General features: G+C 70.7%; 15 protein-coding genes and 1 pseudogene. 3 read left to right on the forward strand and 13 right to left on the reverse strand.

Features of this window, described 5'->3' with window-relative positions:
- Nucleotides 1-1,071, reverse strand: coding sequence for a tyrosine-type recombinase/integrase (locus EAS64_RS33960; protein WP_145859723.1), 1,071 nt, complete (start codon nt 1,069-1,071; stop codon nt 1-3).
- 97 nt (nt 1,072-1,168) lie between these two features.
- On the opposite strand from EAS64_RS33960, the gene EAS64_RS33965 reads away from it, so the two are divergent.
- Nucleotides 1,169-1,984, forward strand: coding sequence for a M55 family metallopeptidase (locus EAS64_RS33965; protein ID WP_281283364.1), 816 nt, complete (start codon nt 1,169-1,171; stop codon nt 1,982-1,984).
- Between the two features lie 71 nt (nt 1,985-2,055).
- Here the strand turns inward: EAS64_RS33965 and EAS64_RS33970 are convergent, their stop codons facing one another.
- On the reverse strand, nt 2,056-2,250 hold the full coding sequence (locus EAS64_RS33970; protein WP_145859726.1) for a tail-anchor membrane protein: 195 nt from the start codon (nt 2,248-2,250) through the stop codon (nt 2,056-2,058).
- A 79-nt stretch (nt 2,251-2,329) separates the two neighbouring features.
- Here EAS64_RS33970 and EAS64_RS33975 point away from each other — a divergent pair, with 79 nt between their 5' ends.
- Complete coding sequence (locus EAS64_RS33975; protein ID WP_246115984.1) at nt 2,330-2,908, forward strand: HhH-GPD-type base excision DNA repair protein; 579 nt, start codon at nt 2,330-2,332, stop codon at nt 2,906-2,908.
- Nucleotides 2,909-2,913: 5 nt separating this feature from the next.
- On the opposite strand, the gene EAS64_RS33980 is transcribed toward EAS64_RS33975, so the two are convergent.
- Together EAS64_RS33980 and EAS64_RS33985 are read right to left on the reverse strand one after the other, a co-directional pair.
- Nucleotides 2,914-4,230, reverse strand: a complete 1,317-nt coding sequence (locus EAS64_RS33980; protein ID WP_145859727.1) for a hypothetical protein — start codon at nt 4,228-4,230, stop codon at nt 2,914-2,916.
- The gene (locus tag EAS64_RS33985; RefSeq protein WP_246115985.1) at nt 4,227-4,751 is read right to left on the reverse strand and encodes a SigE family RNA polymerase sigma factor; all 525 of its coding nucleotides are present in this window, start codon (nt 4,749-4,751) and stop codon (nt 4,227-4,229) included. Before EAS64_RS33985 ends, EAS64_RS33980 begins: the two co-directional genes overlap by 4 nt.
- A 185-nt stretch (nt 4,752-4,936) precedes the next feature.
- Here EAS64_RS33985 and add point away from each other — a divergent pair, with 185 nt between their 5' ends.
- Nucleotides 4,937-5,956, forward strand: a complete 1,020-nt coding sequence (add, locus tag EAS64_RS33990) for an adenosine deaminase (RefSeq protein WP_145859729.1) — start codon at nt 4,937-4,939, stop codon at nt 5,954-5,956.
- 55 nt (nt 5,957-6,011) lie between these two features.
- Here add and EAS64_RS33995 read toward each other — a convergent pair whose 3' ends face one another.
- The 9 genes and pseudogenes from EAS64_RS33995 to EAS64_RS34035 form a co-directional block, all read right to left on the reverse strand.
- Complete coding sequence (locus EAS64_RS33995; RefSeq protein ID WP_246115986.1) at nt 6,012-7,265, reverse strand: hypothetical protein; 1,254 nt, start codon at nt 7,263-7,265, stop codon at nt 6,012-6,014.
- Nucleotides 7,266-7,300: 35 nt separating this feature from the next.
- Nucleotides 7,301-7,570, reverse strand: a pseudogene (locus EAS64_RS47745) (RNA polymerase sigma factor); the annotation flags it as partial.
- A gap of 64 nt (nt 7,571-7,634) precedes the next feature.
- Complete coding sequence (locus tag EAS64_RS34005) at nt 7,635-8,888, reverse strand: hypothetical protein (RefSeq protein WP_145859734.1); 1,254 nt, start codon at nt 8,886-8,888, stop codon at nt 7,635-7,637.
- Nucleotides 8,885-9,385, reverse strand: a complete 501-nt coding sequence (locus tag EAS64_RS34010; protein WP_145859736.1) for a SigE family RNA polymerase sigma factor — start codon at nt 9,383-9,385, stop codon at nt 8,885-8,887. Before EAS64_RS34010 ends, EAS64_RS34005 begins: the two co-directional genes overlap by 4 nt.
- Before the next feature lie 120 nt (nt 9,386-9,505).
- Nucleotides 9,506-10,207 carry a hypothetical protein gene (locus EAS64_RS34015; protein ID WP_145859738.1) on the reverse strand — a complete coding sequence of 234 codons (702 nt, stop codon included), beginning with the start codon at nt 10,205-10,207 and terminating at the stop codon, nt 9,506-9,508.
- Nucleotides 10,204-11,682 (reverse strand): DUF58 domain-containing protein, encoded by a 1,479-nt coding sequence (locus tag EAS64_RS34020; RefSeq protein WP_187366371.1) that lies wholly within the window; start codon nt 11,680-11,682, stop codon nt 10,204-10,206. Before EAS64_RS34020 ends, EAS64_RS34015 begins: the two co-directional genes overlap by 4 nt.
- A gap of 4 nt (nt 11,683-11,686) precedes the next feature.
- Nucleotides 11,687-12,700 (reverse strand): AAA family ATPase, encoded by a 1,014-nt coding sequence (locus EAS64_RS34025; RefSeq protein ID WP_145859742.1) that lies wholly within the window; start codon nt 12,698-12,700, stop codon nt 11,687-11,689.
- Nucleotides 12,697-13,275 (reverse strand): hypothetical protein, encoded by a 579-nt coding sequence (locus EAS64_RS34030; RefSeq protein WP_145859744.1) that lies wholly within the window; start codon nt 13,273-13,275, stop codon nt 12,697-12,699. Before EAS64_RS34030 ends, EAS64_RS34025 begins: the two co-directional genes overlap by 4 nt.
- A complete protein-coding gene (locus EAS64_RS34035) occupies nt 13,272-14,213 on the reverse strand; it encodes a DUF4129 domain-containing protein (RefSeq protein WP_145859745.1) in 942 nt (313 codons plus the stop codon). The genes EAS64_RS34030 and EAS64_RS34035 overlap by 4 nt, the downstream gene beginning before the upstream one ends.
- Nucleotides 14,214-14,271: the final 58 nt, after the last annotated feature.

Genomic DNA, 14,271 nt, shown 5'->3' on the forward strand with positions numbered 1-14,271 from the left:
TTAGTTGGCGTTCCGGATGCGGCGGCGCTGGCCGCCGAAAGCAACCTGAACGACGTTGGAATTCGCAGAGGCGGGGCGGTCAGCCGATCCGCCGTACATCGAATGGCCCTTAAGCCAGTCGTTAAGCTCGTCCCTCTCCTGGTCAAGGCCGACGTAGATCAACGTCGTCTTGGGGTCCTCGTGGTCGAGCATCGCCTGAACCTTGACCAGCGCCCCGTCATGGCCGATGTGGTCGCGCAGGTACAGGAACAGCGCCCTAGCGCCGGAGCGGCGCAGGGTGTGAGCGCCCTCGCCCGTGCGGTCGTTCCGCCAGAGCGACCGCTTAACGAGATCTTCAGCCGCCCGGAGCTGCTTAGTCGGGACCATGCGGCGCCAGTGGGCGCCCCACTCCCCGCCCGGGGTCAGGTACCAGTCCGGGTGGTCGGCGAACATCTGCTCTACCGACTCGCACCCGGTGTGCTCGGCGTACCACGTAAGCCACGTGTCCAGCTCCGCCGCAAGGTCGGTGCTGATGCCGGTCACCGTCCAGCGGCGCGTCTTCTCCCGGTACAGCTCGATCTCGAGCCGGTCAAGGTGAAGACGGGCTAGCGTGATCGGCTTGATCTCGCTCTGGCGGGCAAGCGTGTAGAGGATCAGCGCCACCACTGCCCGGTCCCTCGGGTGGTGGTCCCCGGCCCTGTCAAGCAGGCCGCCGAAGTCGGCCGCCGGGAGGTAGAGCTTGGGCGTGCGGGTGAACTTCTTGTACTTCTGGCCCTCGAGGATGCCCGCGGCCGTGAAGCCGGGGCGGAGCATCCTCCGCTTCTCCGCCCACTCGAGGAACTTGCGAAGCGAAGTCAGCTTGTTATTCCGTGCGCCCGCCGATGCTTTGTGCATGACAAAGTAGGCGGTGACGCAGGTGTAATCGACCTGCCCCATGGTGGCATTCCGCCCCTTGGTTTTCTGGCAGGCAGCGAGGAAGCCATCACCGCCGAGCAGGGCGCTCTTGTAGCGGGCGAGGGTGCCCTTCGCGTAGCCCTGACCTGCCATGACGCCCATGAACTCATCGAGCGCAGCCTTGACCGTGACCGTCATGCCCTTCCTCCTGAAACGTTTGTGCCTGTATCATAACACACTCGCAGGAGGTTTGGGCCTATATCAGAGGAAAGTTTGAGTCCGTATCAACGTCTTTATTTCCTTCGACATGGAGGGCGTGGCGGGGATCGTCGACTGGTCCCAGTGCGGACCGCCTGGCCAGCCATACGAGGAGGGCCGGGCGCTGCTGCTCGGCGAGGTCAACGCCGCGATCGACGGGGCGCTCGCGGGCGGGGCCACGGAGATCGTCTGCAACGACTCGCACGGCACGATGAACAACCTCAACCCCGCTGACCTGCACGGGCGGGCGGTCTACATCGCCGGGCGGCACAAGCCCCGCTACATGATGGAGGGGCTCGACGACTCGTTCGACGCGGTGTTCTTCGTCGGCTACCACGGGTCGATCTCCGGTGAGCCGTCGGTGCTCTCGCACACCTACAACCCGTCGGTGATCTCCCGAGTGCGGCTGAACGGCGTGGACTGCGGCGAGTCGGGAATCAACGCGCTCGTGGCGCTCGGCCACGGGCTGCCTGTCGTGCTGATCACCGGAGACCAGGTGACGGCGGCGGAGGGTGCGGCGTTCCTGAAGGGGGCCGAGCCGGTGATCGTGAAGGGCTCTGTCACCCGGTTCGCGGCGGCCGCGGTCCACCCGGCGGCGGCGCGTGAGATGATTTTCGCCGGGGCGGAGGCGGCGGTGCGGCGGCTCGGCTCGATCCCGCCGCCGGAGATCGACCTGCCTGCAACCCTGGACATCGACATGCAGACCGCGGACATGGCCCACCTCGCGTCCTGGGTCAAGGGCGTCGAGCGGTCAGGCACGCGGTCGGTGCGGATCGCGGGAGACGATCCGCTCGAGATTTACCAGGCCTTCACCGGGATCACCTACATGACGCGGGTGTCCGAGGGCAGGTAATCAAGGCTCCCGGGCTGGCAGGTACCTGGCGGACTCGCCAGCCCGGGGCTATCTGCTTTTCCCTGTGCGGCCTAGTAGCCGTCGCGCTGGCGGGAGCGGATGGCGCGCAGGCGCCGGCGCTGCGACTTGTCCAGTGCCATGTAACCGCCCACCGGGATGGCCGCGGCGATGATGATGATCCCCACGGCAGCCCACCAGGGGAGAACGGCCAGCAGGATCAGCCCGAGAATGATCCCGGCGATCCCGACCTTGGTGCTCGGTGTCATGATGACTCCATCCATCCGGATCCACCCGGGCATCCTCAGCCCTGGGGTCCAGCTTATCCGTTTACCGTGGAGGACCGCTGTGCCGATCTCGCTGCCGGTTGACGACGAGGCCAACGAACTGCTGACGCGGAACGCGCTTGCACTCCTAATCGCGATGCTACTCGATCAGCAAGTCCCTCTGGAACGGGCATTTTCCGCGCCGCGCGACCTGGTGCGGCGGCTCGGGCACGAGCCGTCCGCCGAGGAGCTCGCGACGTTCGACCCCGAGGCGCTCGCCGCGGTGTTTTCCGAGCGTCCCGCGTTGCACCGGTTTCCCAAGGCGATGGCGGCGCGGTCGCAGGAGCTGGCCAAGCTGATTGTCTCCGAGTACGACGGTGACGCCGCGGCCTTGTGGAACACGGCACCGACCGGGGCCGAACTCCTCAAGCGCGTTTCCGCACTGCCTGGGTTCGGCGCGGCGAAGGCGCAGATCTTCGTGGCGCTGCTCGGCAAGCAGCTCGGGGTCCGGCCGCCCGGCTGGCGGGAGGCGGCCGGGCCGTTCGGCGCGGACGGGTCGCACGTGTCGGTCGCGGACATCACCGACGACGAGTCGCTCGGCAAGGTCCGCTCGCACAAGCAGGCGATGAAGGCCGCCGCGAAGGCGAAGGCCGGCAATTAGCACGGTCAGAAGGCCATCGCGCCTGGGAGGTAGTACGGCTGGGCGGCGATCTTGAGCGGAACGATCCCTGCCGTGGTGAGCGCGCCGAACAAGGTCACGGGACCCTGCTGTGCCCCCCCGTGGACCTGGACCTCGAGCCCGGCCACGATCACGTCCGGCGAAGCGTACTGGACGGTGGCGTAACCCCACGTCTCGCACCGGGCCGGATAGCGGTAGATGACCTGGACCGGGGCGAGCACGCCGGTGGCCATGGAGAACTCGTCGAATTCGAGTTTCTGCGCGGAGCAGGCCCCACCAATCAGGATCCGGCCGCAGATGGCGGACTTGCCGTCTGGTGTGACCAGCAGGCTTTTGCAGTCTCCGCTGCGCCACGGGATCGTGACCCTGGCCCGGCTGTCGGCGACCAGGTCGCTTCCGGGTGCGGCGGTGTCGAGCAGCCGGACGGTCTGCGGCTCGACCTCCTCCGACGGGTAACGGAACGCGAGGGTTCGGCCGTCCGACAGCCAGGTCAGCCCGTCGTAGTTGTCAGCTTCGATGATCGGCAGGTCATCGATCGTCTTGGGCTCGGTCCAGGTGCGCAGCGGTCTGCCCGTCGCCACGGAGTAGGTGCGCAGCATGAGCCGGCCAATGGAAAAGCTGTTGGGCGCCGTGGCCCCTACGCGCTGGTACATGACGGCGAGCGTGCCGGCGTCCGGTGACAGTGCGAGCCCGACGACCCCGGCAGGAGTGTAGTCCGAGGCGATCGCCAGCCTGGTCAGCGTGGCGGGGTGCGCGGCACCAGGTGACACGCGCAGCAGGTACCAGGAGTGGGGGGGATAGAAGACCCCCTTGGTCGCGGCGACGGCATCGACCACGAAGAGGCGGTCGCCCGCGGAGCCGGTCACCCCGGAGAACCTGGTGCCCGGGGGCGGGTTGAGCCTGGCGAGCGTCTTGCCGGTGCGCAGGTCGCCTACCAACAGGCTGGTGCTGGCGTTGCCCATCAGGACCGCGGAGCCCGCCGGAGCGCTGATCATGGCGTAGTACCTGGGGATGGCGGAGATCCGTACATCGGACCGGGACGTCACTGGTCCCGACGGGGCGGCGTGCGTCCACGGCAGGTTCCGGACCGCCGCCAGGACGGCGGCGATCGCGATCACCGCCGCGGCGGCGGCCAGCGGGACCAGCCAGCCTGGCCAGCCCGGCGGCCAGCGGCGCGGCGGCCGCACCCGGCGCCGGCCTTCGGTGGCCGGGTCTGCCACCGGGGGCAAGGTAAGCGGGCGGACCGGGCGCATCGTGTCGGTGATGGCCAGGGAGGTGGCGCGCAGGCGGTCTTCGACTGTCACTGGTCCTCCGTCAAGATCTTGGCCAGAGCGGCGATACCGCGGAATGTGGCGGACTTGACGGTGCCCCTGGTGACGCCCATCGCCGCGGCGACCTGGACCTCCTGCAGGCCGAGGCAGTACCGGAGCACCACCGCCTCGCGCTGCCTGTGCGGCAGCCGGCGCAGCGCGCGCAGCACCTCGCGGTGCTCCTCGCCGAGCAGGACCCGGGCCTCGGCGGACTCGGCGTCCGGTTCCAGCAGGCCAGGCGGGATGCGGCGGGACCGCTTGCGCAGCACGCCACGGCAGCCGTTGAGCACGCTCGAGCGGACGTAACTGACGGCGAGTGCGTGATCGCGCAGGCTGTCCCAGCGCCGGTACAGGCCAAGAAAGGCGTCCTGCACCACGTCCTCGGCAAGCGACTGGTCGCCGAGCATCAGCATCGCGAGCCGGACCAGGCCGGCCGCGTGCGCCTGGTACAGCGCGGTCACCTGGCCCTCGGCCCCGGCAGCGGGCGGGGCGGGCGCCTCAGTCAGTGGATCCACGTACCAGAGACGCCGCAACCGGGCCGAAGTTTGCTCGCATCGTCGCGGAGATTGCCCAGCAGGCGATCATGCCCGCGCCTACGTCTCCATGCATCCCGGTGGCATAGCAGGCCGCCTGGCGCTAATTTGACTTTCTGATGTCAGAAAAGTGAGCGAGTAGTTCCGGCGCTGTTAGCGTTTTTGGCATGGAACCTCTCAAGGCGTTCGTCGCGGCCCTGCCTAAGGTGGAACTTCACGTTCATTTGATCGGTTCTGCGCCGATCGATACCGTCCTCGAGTTGGCGCGGCGGCATCCGGATCGCGGGGTGCCCGCCAATGAGGAGAAGCTCAGGGACTTCTACACGTTCCGCGACTTCCCGCACTTCATCGACAGCTACCAGGCGGTCAGCGGGCTGATCACCGAGCCGGAGGACCTCGCGGACCTGATTCGCGGCGTGGCGCGCAACCTCGCCGCGCAGGGCGTGCGGTACGCGGAGTTCCAGTTCGGCCCCTACGCGTTCCAGCGCCGCGGCATGCCGGACGCGGTCATCACCGCGGCGCTGAACGCCGGCGCGCGTGACGCGCTCGCAGAGCACGGAGTGCGCCTCGGGTGGATCGTCGAGTTCCCGAGCGAGAGCGCGGCGCGGGACGCGCGAGCGGCGCTGCGGCTCGCACTTGAGCACCCGCCGGCCGGGATCGTCGCGTTCGGCATCGGCGGGATCGAGGCGGCGCGGGCGCCGCACACGGAGCTGATCAGGTCGGTGTTCGCGGCGGCGGCCGCGGCGGGGCTGCCTTCCGTGCCGCACGCCGGGGAGACGACCGGGCCCGAGACGGTATGGGAAGCGATCAGGCACCTGCGGGCGCGGCGAATCGGGCATGGGATCAATTCGGTCGCCGACCCGGCGCTGCTCGCCTACCTGGCCGAGCATCAGCTTCCCGTCGACGTGTCGCCCACGTCGAACGTCTGCACCCGGTGCGTGCCGTCGATGGCGGAGCACCCGCTGCGCCGGATGACGGAGGCCGGTCTTTTCGTGACGCTGAACAGCGACGACCCGCCCATGTTCGGCACCTCGCTGAGCAACGAGTACCTGGTGGCCGGGCGCGACCTCGGCTTCTCCCCCGCCGAGCTCGCGGGGTTCGCGGCCAACGGGGTGCGCGCCTCGTTCCTCGACGATGCGTCGCAGCGCGGACTGCTCGCGGAGATCGCCGCCGTCCCACTGCCTTGAGCGAGCGCTGCCCCCGCCTTGACTCAGGCCGGGGCAGCGCGCGGTGCGGAGCAGACTAGAAGGCGATGCCGCCCGCGTTGTCGACGGAGCCGTTGGGAACGACCAGGCCGGGCAAGGGGGTGAAGCGGCCGCCGCCGACCACGCCGAACTTGTCACCCCCCGGCACCTTCACGCCCTTCAAGGCGATGAGCAGGTGAGCGATGGCGTGGCTGCCCGAGGGGTCCGTCCAGAGCACCTGGAGACTCGCGTTGAGCACCGGGCCGTCGAAGCGGCAGATGACGCGGAGCGGCTTCCCGGTAGCCGTCGAGTAGCTGCTGTACGACAGCGGCACCCTGGCCTCCACGCCAGAGACATCGCTGCCGCCGGCCGAACCGCAGACGACGGTTCCGCCGCTGGCGGGAAGCACGTTAGCGCAGGGCTCCGTCCAGGTGTGGGTCTGCTTGTCCGTCACCCACGTCGGAAACTGCAGGATCTGCCGGCTGTCAGCCATCAGGTCGTGCCCGCCTGCGGTCACGTCAAGCGCGCGCAGCGTCTCCTGGCCGGGAACGAACTTGCCTGGCGACGTTTCCCGCGGGGGGATGGCCCAACGGAAGTCGAGGGTGCGGTCGCCGTTGACCCAGGTGAGGCCAACCCCGTTCCCGTCTTGCCCGATCTCGTTGTTCTGGGGGCCATCCATGCGCCAGGTGTTCAGCGCGGCTCCCGACGACATCGAGTAGATCGTCAGGAAGGTCTTGGCGTTGGTGGCGGTAGTGGCCGTCCGGTAGATGATGGCCAGTTCACGACCATCGGGGGACAGCGCGAGGCCGCTGACATGAGCCACGACCGGCTTGATGGGCAGCTTCGTCAGCCGGGTGGGATGAGCAGTGTAGGGGGCGATGCGGAGCAGGTACCAGGTGGTCTGCGGGTTCGGGTTGTCGTAACTCATCACCACGAACGTCCGGTCGTCGGCGGCGGCGGTCACGCCGTAGAAGTTCTGGGTGGCCGTCGGGTGGAGCACCGCGATCTTGCGGCCGTTGCGGTCGTCACCGACGATCGCCTTCATCTGCGAGCTGGTGCTGCCGCTGTACGCCAGTTCCACGTAGTACCTGGGTATCGCCGCCGCCGCGGGCGAGTCCGACGCGGGCGCGGACGGGCGGGGCTGCGGGCCGCCGGCCTGCCGGAGCAGGACCAAGCTGAGGGCGACGGCGATGACGAGCGCCGCGGCCGCGATCGGCGCGCCCCAGCTGAGCCAGCGGCTCGCGGGCCGGCCGCGCCGGACGCGGACGGGCGACTCGTCGGGCAGTAGCAGCGGGCGGACCCTGGTGACCACGCACCACCCCGGCGGCGGTGCTTGACCCGGTGGATCATCCGGCAGCCGTTGAGCACGGTCGAGCGGAGGTAGCCGACGGCGCTGCCGGTGTCGCGCAGCGACGGCCAGCGCCGGTAGAGGGCGAGAAAGGCGTCCTGCACGACGTCTTCCGCGGTCTCCTGCTCGCCGGTCATCAGGACGGCGAGCTTTACCAGGGGCAGGGCGTGCTCCTGGTAGAGCGCCGAGACCTGCTGCCTGGCGTCGGGGACCGCGGCCGTCCCGCCGGTACCAGGGACGGCGGTGCGCGCTTTCACGGGCGAATCCACGTACTTAGAGATGCCCGGGGGACCCGAAGGTTGCCAGGCTCATCGGGACAGTATCCGACACGGGCTAGAAGGCCATGGACTCGAAGTCCGCCGGGATTACGGCCTTCGGCAACTTGATCTGCTGGAAACCCCGGGCCTGCGTGATCACGCCGAGCTCGCCCGCGTCCAGCGCGCCTGAGACCGACGGGAATCGCACCGCGCCGATGACGTGGCGGGCCGAGGCGTCAAGCCACACCGTGTTGGCGATTCCCGCGGTGCACGGCTTCGAGGACCGGTAAAGCACGCGGACCGGCTTGCCGGTTCGGACGGAGTAGGCGATGAACCCCGGCTCGTACTTCAGGCAGTCCGCGCTCCGGCCGCTCTGGCTCACGAAGCTGTACTGGGTGGCACAGACGACGGTCCCGCCGTCCGGCGTCGCCTGCGCTGTCTCGCAGGTGCCCGCGCCCGACAGCGGAATGGTGACCAGGACCCGGCTGTCGGCGAGCAGGTCCGCGCCTGGCGCCGTCACGTCGAGCGTGCGTACCTGCATGCTGGTGGTGTGCACGGTGCCGAACGTCACGTGCGTGCCGTCGGATAGCCAGGAGAGGTTCGCCGCCGCGGGAGCCAGCTGGATCCCGGTGGTCGTGGTCCACGTGCGCAGCGTCTTACCTGACGCGAGGGAGACGACAGCCAGTTTCGTGAGGTGCAGGCTGGGCGACGACTCGACGGCCAGTTCCGTGCCGTCGGGCGAGACCGCGAAGCGGGTGCCGTTGACGACGCTGCCCGGCAGCTTCGTCAGCTGGTACGGATGAGCGGTGCCGGGAGCGATGCGGAGCCGGTACCAGATGGCTTTCCGGTGCGGCGATGATGCGTCTGCCTCTCCCGTGACGAGGAATGTCCGGTCGTCGGCCATGCCGACGACGGGGCCAAGGATGACGCCGCGCGGCGCGGGGACGGTGGCGATCACGGCGCCGGTCTTGTCGTCACCGACGATCAGCGCCTTGGGGGCGCTGACCTGCAGGGGCACCTGCTCGACGGCCGCGAAGTAACGGGGAATGCCCTGGGTCTCGATGGCTGGTGGCGAAGGCTTGACTGGTAGCGTGCTCTCGTGGCGGATCGCGGCCAGGCTCAGCGCGATGGCCACCACAGCCACCGCGGCGGCGAGCGGAATGCCCCAGGTTACCCAGCGGCGCGAGCGGCGCGCGGGGGCCGCGCTCCGGTGGCGCAGGGGGGACAGGCCGGGCGCGGGCAGCGGGCGAAGGTCACGGACCATGCTGGCGCGGGCCCTGGTGGCGATGCGGATCCGGTCCTCAATGCTGATGCGGTCGTCGGTGCTCACTTGGACTCCTCGAGCATGCGAGCGAGGGCGGCAAGACCCCGTGAGGTAGCGGACTTGACGGTGCCCCGGCTGACGCCCATCGCCTGGGCCGTCTGTTCCTCCGTCATGTCCAGGTAGTAGCGGAGCACGACGGCTTCGCGCTGCCGTGGCGGCAGCTGCCTGATCCCGGCGAGTACCGCCCGGTTGGCCTCGCCGAGTATGGCGAGGTCCTCGGCGGACACGGCGTCCTCCGGCGGGTCGAGCACGATCTTTTCTCGGCGGTACCTGACCCGGTGGAGCTGACGACAGCCGTTCAGCACGCAGGACCTGATGTAGCTGAGCGCCTTGTCCTGATCGGTGAGGGCGCTCCAGCGCCGGTGGAGCCCGAGGAACGCGTCCTGCACGATGTCTTCTGCCGCCGACTGATCGCCCGTCATCACCACGGCGAGCTTCACGAATCCGAGAGCGTGCGCGTGGTAGAGCGCCGTGATCTCCCGGGCCGGATCGCTCGCTTGCATGAGGTGATTCACGCCCTCACTGACGCGCCTGACCCGCAAAGGTTGCCTGCCTATCACCATCGGGATCCGCCCCGCTCGCGGCACCGGCGCGAGCGGTACCTGGGGCGCGGGCCGTCTGGGTCACTCGGGCAGGACGAGCACGGCGGCGGCGATCACCGCGATCGCGGCAAGCACGCGCAGGACGGCGCTGCCCGCGCCCGGCGCGCTGGCCGGGATCATCGCGAAGCCCGCGCCGAGTGCGAGCAGGCAGGCGCCCGCGACGAGAAGCCTGGCGTGCCCGCGGAGCAGCGGTCCCGCGTCGGCGCCGCTCTCCGCGATGTGCGTGGCGAGCAGGTAGCCGAACAGGGCGGCGCCGAGTGCGGCGGTGTGCCATGGGCGGATGGAGTGCTGCACCTCGAGCCACAGGGTGGCGGCGACCGCGGTCTCTTCCCAGGCCAGGGTGCGCAGCAGGGCGAGGAACATGAGCCAGGCGCGCAGATAGCCGGGCAGGTAGAACTGGTCCTCCGGCTGCGGGATGTCGGCGAAGGCGAGCCGCAGCCCGCCCGCGATGACCGCGATGATGGCGATGACCAGGGCGGTCTGGGCCAGGCCGGTGTGCAGGAGCGGTGTCGCGGTCCAGACGACGCAGGCCACGCCGAGCAGCAGGGCGGCCAGGCGGCTGCCGACCGCCGCGGCTACTGCGGTGCGGGGCCGCGGGGCGGCCGGCGTTGGCGGCTGGCCTGGCCGGCCAGGCGCGCCGTTCTGCGCCATGGGGGCCGGCTGGCCTGGCTGGCCAGGCGCGCCGTTCTGCGCCATCGCGGGCGGCGGCGTGTCCGCGGTCACCGGCGGGTCACCAGCGGACGGCGGGTGTACGGGGCGAGCGGCAGGTCGAGCGGTTCGCTGCCGTCCCAGGCGATGACGGGAACGCCGAGCTCGCGCAGCGAGAAGCGGATGGCGTCCTGCTCCATCCGCCAGATCCGGGCCGCCGCCACATCGGCGGACCGCCGCCGCGCAGGCGGTGCGGTGTTGAGCACGTCCACCACCATCAGCGCGAAGCCGCGCTCGCGCATGTCGCGCAGCGCCTCGACGAAGCGGCCGTCGAGCAGCGGCGAGAACGCGACCACCAGGGCGCCTGGCGGCAGCGCGGCGCGCGGCAGGCGGCTGAACACCGCGCCGCGCGCATAGCCGGAGTCGGATGTGAGCAGCACGTCGAGAATCTTGTACACCTGGCGGCGGCCGAGCGACGGCGCCAGCCAGTGCGCGCCGCCCCAGTGGTAGGTGATCACCCCGACCCGGTCCCTCGCGCCCAGGTAGGCGCGCGCCGCACCCGCCGCACCGCGCAGGCCGAAGTCGAGCGCGGACTCACCGGGCGCGCCCACATCGGAGGTCGCGTCGACGAGGAGCACCACGTCCTGCGAGCGCTCGGCGGCGAACGTGTTCACCTGGAGGCGGCCGATCCTGGTGGAGGCGGGCCAGTTGATCGCGCGCTGCCTGTCGCCAGGCACGAACTCCCTGATGCCGGCGAATTCGGTGCCGTCGCCCGGCACCCGGGCGCGGTGCTCGCCGAGCCGGTTCGGCAGCCTGCTGAGCATCACCTCGGTGCGCTGCACGGCCGGTGAGGGATAGCAGCCGACGGAGGGCAGGGTGAGGCTGACCCGGCCCTCGGCGAGCCGCCAGCGGTCGTGCAGCGTCAGGGCGACGGTGCCGACCTCGCGCTTGCCCCAGCGGGGAACGCGGAAGGTGAACCGTGCCGCCTGCCCGTTGACCCCGGTCGCGCTGCCCGGCTCGATGCCCTTGCCCGGGTGGAGCACCCAGCGCGTGTCGTAGCCGTCCGCCTGCCGCACCGTCACATCGAGCGCCACCGGCTCGCCCTCGTAGATCCTGGTCGAGGTGAGCCCGACGCGGACGCTCACGCGCTTCGGGCGGGCGGCCGGACGGTCGCCGTGGTCGCAGGCACTTGTGTTGTCGCGGGCACTGGTGTTGTCGCGAGCACTGCCTAGTCGTGCCATGCCGAGGAGCAGCAGCGGCGGGGCCGCGACGCCGGCCAGGGCCGGGTTCCGCGTCAGCACGGCGAGCAGCAGTCCGGCGGCGGCGAGGGTCAGCAGGCGGCGCGCGTGCCGGGACGGGCGCCAGTCGACGGCCACCTCGTCTGCCATGACCTGCGACGACGGGCCGAGACCGGTGGCGTCGAGACCGGTGGCGGCCAGCCCCGTGTCGGCTAGACCGGTGTCTTGGCCTGGGTCGTCGCGCCCCGTTTCGCCGCGCACTGTGTCGTCGCGGGGCGGGGGGAGGTGGCCTCCACCGTTCCGTGTGGACATCTGCTCAGCCGGTGACCTGGCGCGCGGGCGGGCGGACCGCACCCGGCGCGGTGCCGTGCGCCGTGCGCGGGTCGGTCCGCGGCGTGGGGACGCCGGCCAGCAGCCGTGACACCACGTCGTCGGCGGAGACCTGGCGGACCCACAGCTCGGGGCGGAGCGTGATGCGGTGCGCGAGGGCAGGCACCGCCACCTGCTTGATGTCGTCAGGCACCACGTAGTCGCGCTCATGCAGCAGCGCCTGGCCGCGGGCCAGCTGTACCAGGGCGAGGCCGCCGCGCGGCGAGGCGCCGACCTGGATCTGCGGGTCCCTGCGGGTCGCAGTGACGATCGCGATGACGTAGTCGAGCAGGTCGTCGCTGATCTCGATGCGCTCGAGCGACTCGCGCATGGCGAGCAGGCCCGCCGCGTCGGTGACCGGGGTCAGCGCCACCTGCTCGGCGGCGCGCTCGACCCGTCTGCGTAGCATGTCGGTCTCGTCGTTCGCGGTGAGGTAGCCGAGGCGCAGCCGCATCAGGAACCGGTCGAGCTGCGCCTCTGGCAGCTCGTAGGTGCCTTCGTACTCGATCGGGTTGTCGGTCGCGAGCACGACGAACGGCTGGGGCAGCCTGCGGCTTTCGCCGTCCACGCTGACCTGGCCCTCGCCCATCGCCTCGAGGAGCGCGGCCTGCGTCTTCGGCGGGGTGCGGTTGATCTCGTCGGCAAGCAGCAGCTGGGTGAACACCGGGCCGGGCCGGAAGACCATCTCGGCGTTGCGCTGGTCGTAAAGCGGCGCGCCCACCACGTCGCTCGGCAGCAGGTCGGGGGTGAACTGGATCCTGGCGAAGTCAAGGCCGAGCACCTGCGCGAACGACCGGGCGATGAGCGTCTTGCCCAGGCCAGGCAGGTCCTCGAGCAGTACGTGGCCGCCGGCCAGGATGCCGATGAGGACCAGCTCAAGGGTGCGCCTTCTGCCGACGACGGCCGCCTCAAGCTCGTCGAGGATGGCCCTCGCCTTGCGCGCGGTCTCTTCCGGTGTCACAGCTGCTCCAATCGGGTGATCAGCCGGCTGAGGGTCCGGCGTGGTATGCCCTTTTTCCGTCGCGCTCGTTCACTGGCGTCCAGCGCCTGCTTCGGGTCGATCCACGGCCACAGGGACTCGTCTGCCCTGGTGCGGCAGAACTCCAGCTTCGCCGCGTCGGGGTCGGTGTACAGGTTGACCGCGTGGCGTTCCGCGAGCCGGGCGGCGAGCACGTGCTCGAGGGCGGGCCGCAGATCCGATTCGTACATCGCGCGGCTGCCGTAACTGGTGTTCACCACGAACCGCCGCTGCGCGTAGCCGTGGATGGAGCGCGCCTGCTGCCTGTTCCTTGCCAGCCGGAACGCCTGGTCGGCGGAACGCGGGATCAGGCCGCGCAGCAGCAGCAGCGCGATCATGACGACGGCCACGGCGACCGTGACCACGCCTGGCCAGCCGGACACGGCGGCGGCGGCCGCGACAGCGACAGCGACCGCGATCGCGGCGATGACCAGTTCGGGGAGCGCGGGGCGCCAGCGGCCGGTCGTGACTGGCTCTTGCTTCGCGTTCGGCCCTTGGCTCGTGTTCGCGCCGGTCATACCCAGCCGCCTCCCGGCCCGGCCGCCTGCTCGTCCTTCGGCGCCGGACTGGCCTTCTCCGCCAGTTCCGCCGCGAGCTCGTCGAGCGCCGCGCTCGCGGCGCCCCGCTGGCCGGCGCCGAGCGGGTGGGTGGAGAAGCGCGCCTCGTAGAACAGCGCGGTGAGGCGGCCCGCCGCGCCGCCGCGGACCGTCCCCGCCGCGACGGCCCTGCCGAGCAGCTCGTCGGGGGTGTCGGCCACGGTGCGGGCGGTGCCCCGTTCGGCCAGGCTGCGTTCCATCGCCACGTAGCAGGCGATGATCGCCGCCTTGGCGTCGTCGACCAGGGCGAGCGCCGCCCGGCCCTCGGCCACCGCGTCGCGCAGCTCCGGCGTGTCCACGTCCTCGATGACGAGCGGCTCGGCGGGCCGGCGAAGCCGCGCGGCCCACCAGACGCTGACCGCGACCGCCGCGATGAGCACGACGATGAGGAGCGTGTAGAGGATCGGGCCAACCGGGATGTGGAAGGCCGAGCCCGCACCCGACCCCGGGTGCGGCTTCAGCGTGGGCGTGCTGTTGGGCTGCCTGGGCAGCTTGAGCGGCCGCACCTTGATGAAGAAGTGCAGGTGCAGGTTGGCGATGAGCACGGCGCCGATCGCGACCATGCACGCGGCGAGCACGTAGGACAGGGTGAACCTGAGCGCCTGCGGCGGCTCGATGTCCTTGTCCCGCGCGGTGTAGGGGCGCTGCTCCGCCGCGCGCCGCGCCGCCGCCTCCCGCCTGCGCACCACGAGGAGCAGCACGCAGAACACGACCTCGAGCGCGATGCCAATCGCCACGCCGTCGGCCCGCAGCGGCCCGGTCCAGCGCGGCGCGGGCACCGCGCCGCGCAGCCCGGCGATGATGAGCACGACGAGCAGCACCAGCGGGAGCAGGCGCGCCATCTGCTGCCGGGTGGTCATCGCGGACTGGCTCCTCGCCGGGGGTTACTGGCGAGGCAACCCTACCTCGGGCGCGATG

The organism is Trebonia kvetii, from assembly GCF_007827045.1.
Taxonomy (GTDB): Bacteria; Actinomycetota; Actinomycetes; order Streptosporangiales; family Streptosporangiaceae; genus Trebonia; species Trebonia kvetii.

Bases quoted from the DNA above. Each gene is read 5' to 3' on its own strand.
- EAS64_RS33960 (WP_145859723.1), bottom strand. From the start codon at position 1,071: ATGACGGTCACGGTCAAGGCTGCGCTCGATGAGTTCATGGGCGTCATG.
- EAS64_RS33970 (WP_145859726.1), bottom strand. From the start codon at position 2,250: ATGACACCGAGCACCAAGGTCGGGATCGCCGGGATCATTCTCGGGCTG.
- add (WP_145859729.1), top strand. From the start codon at position 4,937: ATGGAACCTCTCAAGGCGTTCGTCGCGGCCCTGCCTAAGGTGGAACTT.
- EAS64_RS34010 (WP_145859736.1), bottom strand. From the start codon at position 9,385: ATGCAAGCGAGCGATCCGGCCCGGGAGATCACGGCGCTCTACCACGCG.
- EAS64_RS34020 (WP_187366371.1), bottom strand. From the start codon at position 11,682: ATGTCCACACGGAACGGTGGAGGCCACCTCCCCCCGCCCCGCGACGAC.
- EAS64_RS34030 (WP_145859744.1), bottom strand. From the start codon at position 13,275: ATGACCGGCGCGAACACGAGCCAAGGGCCGAACGCGAAGCAAGAGCCA.
- EAS64_RS34035 (WP_145859745.1), bottom strand. From the start codon at position 14,213: ATGACCACCCGGCAGCAGATGGCGCGCCTGCTCCCGCTGGTGCTGCTC.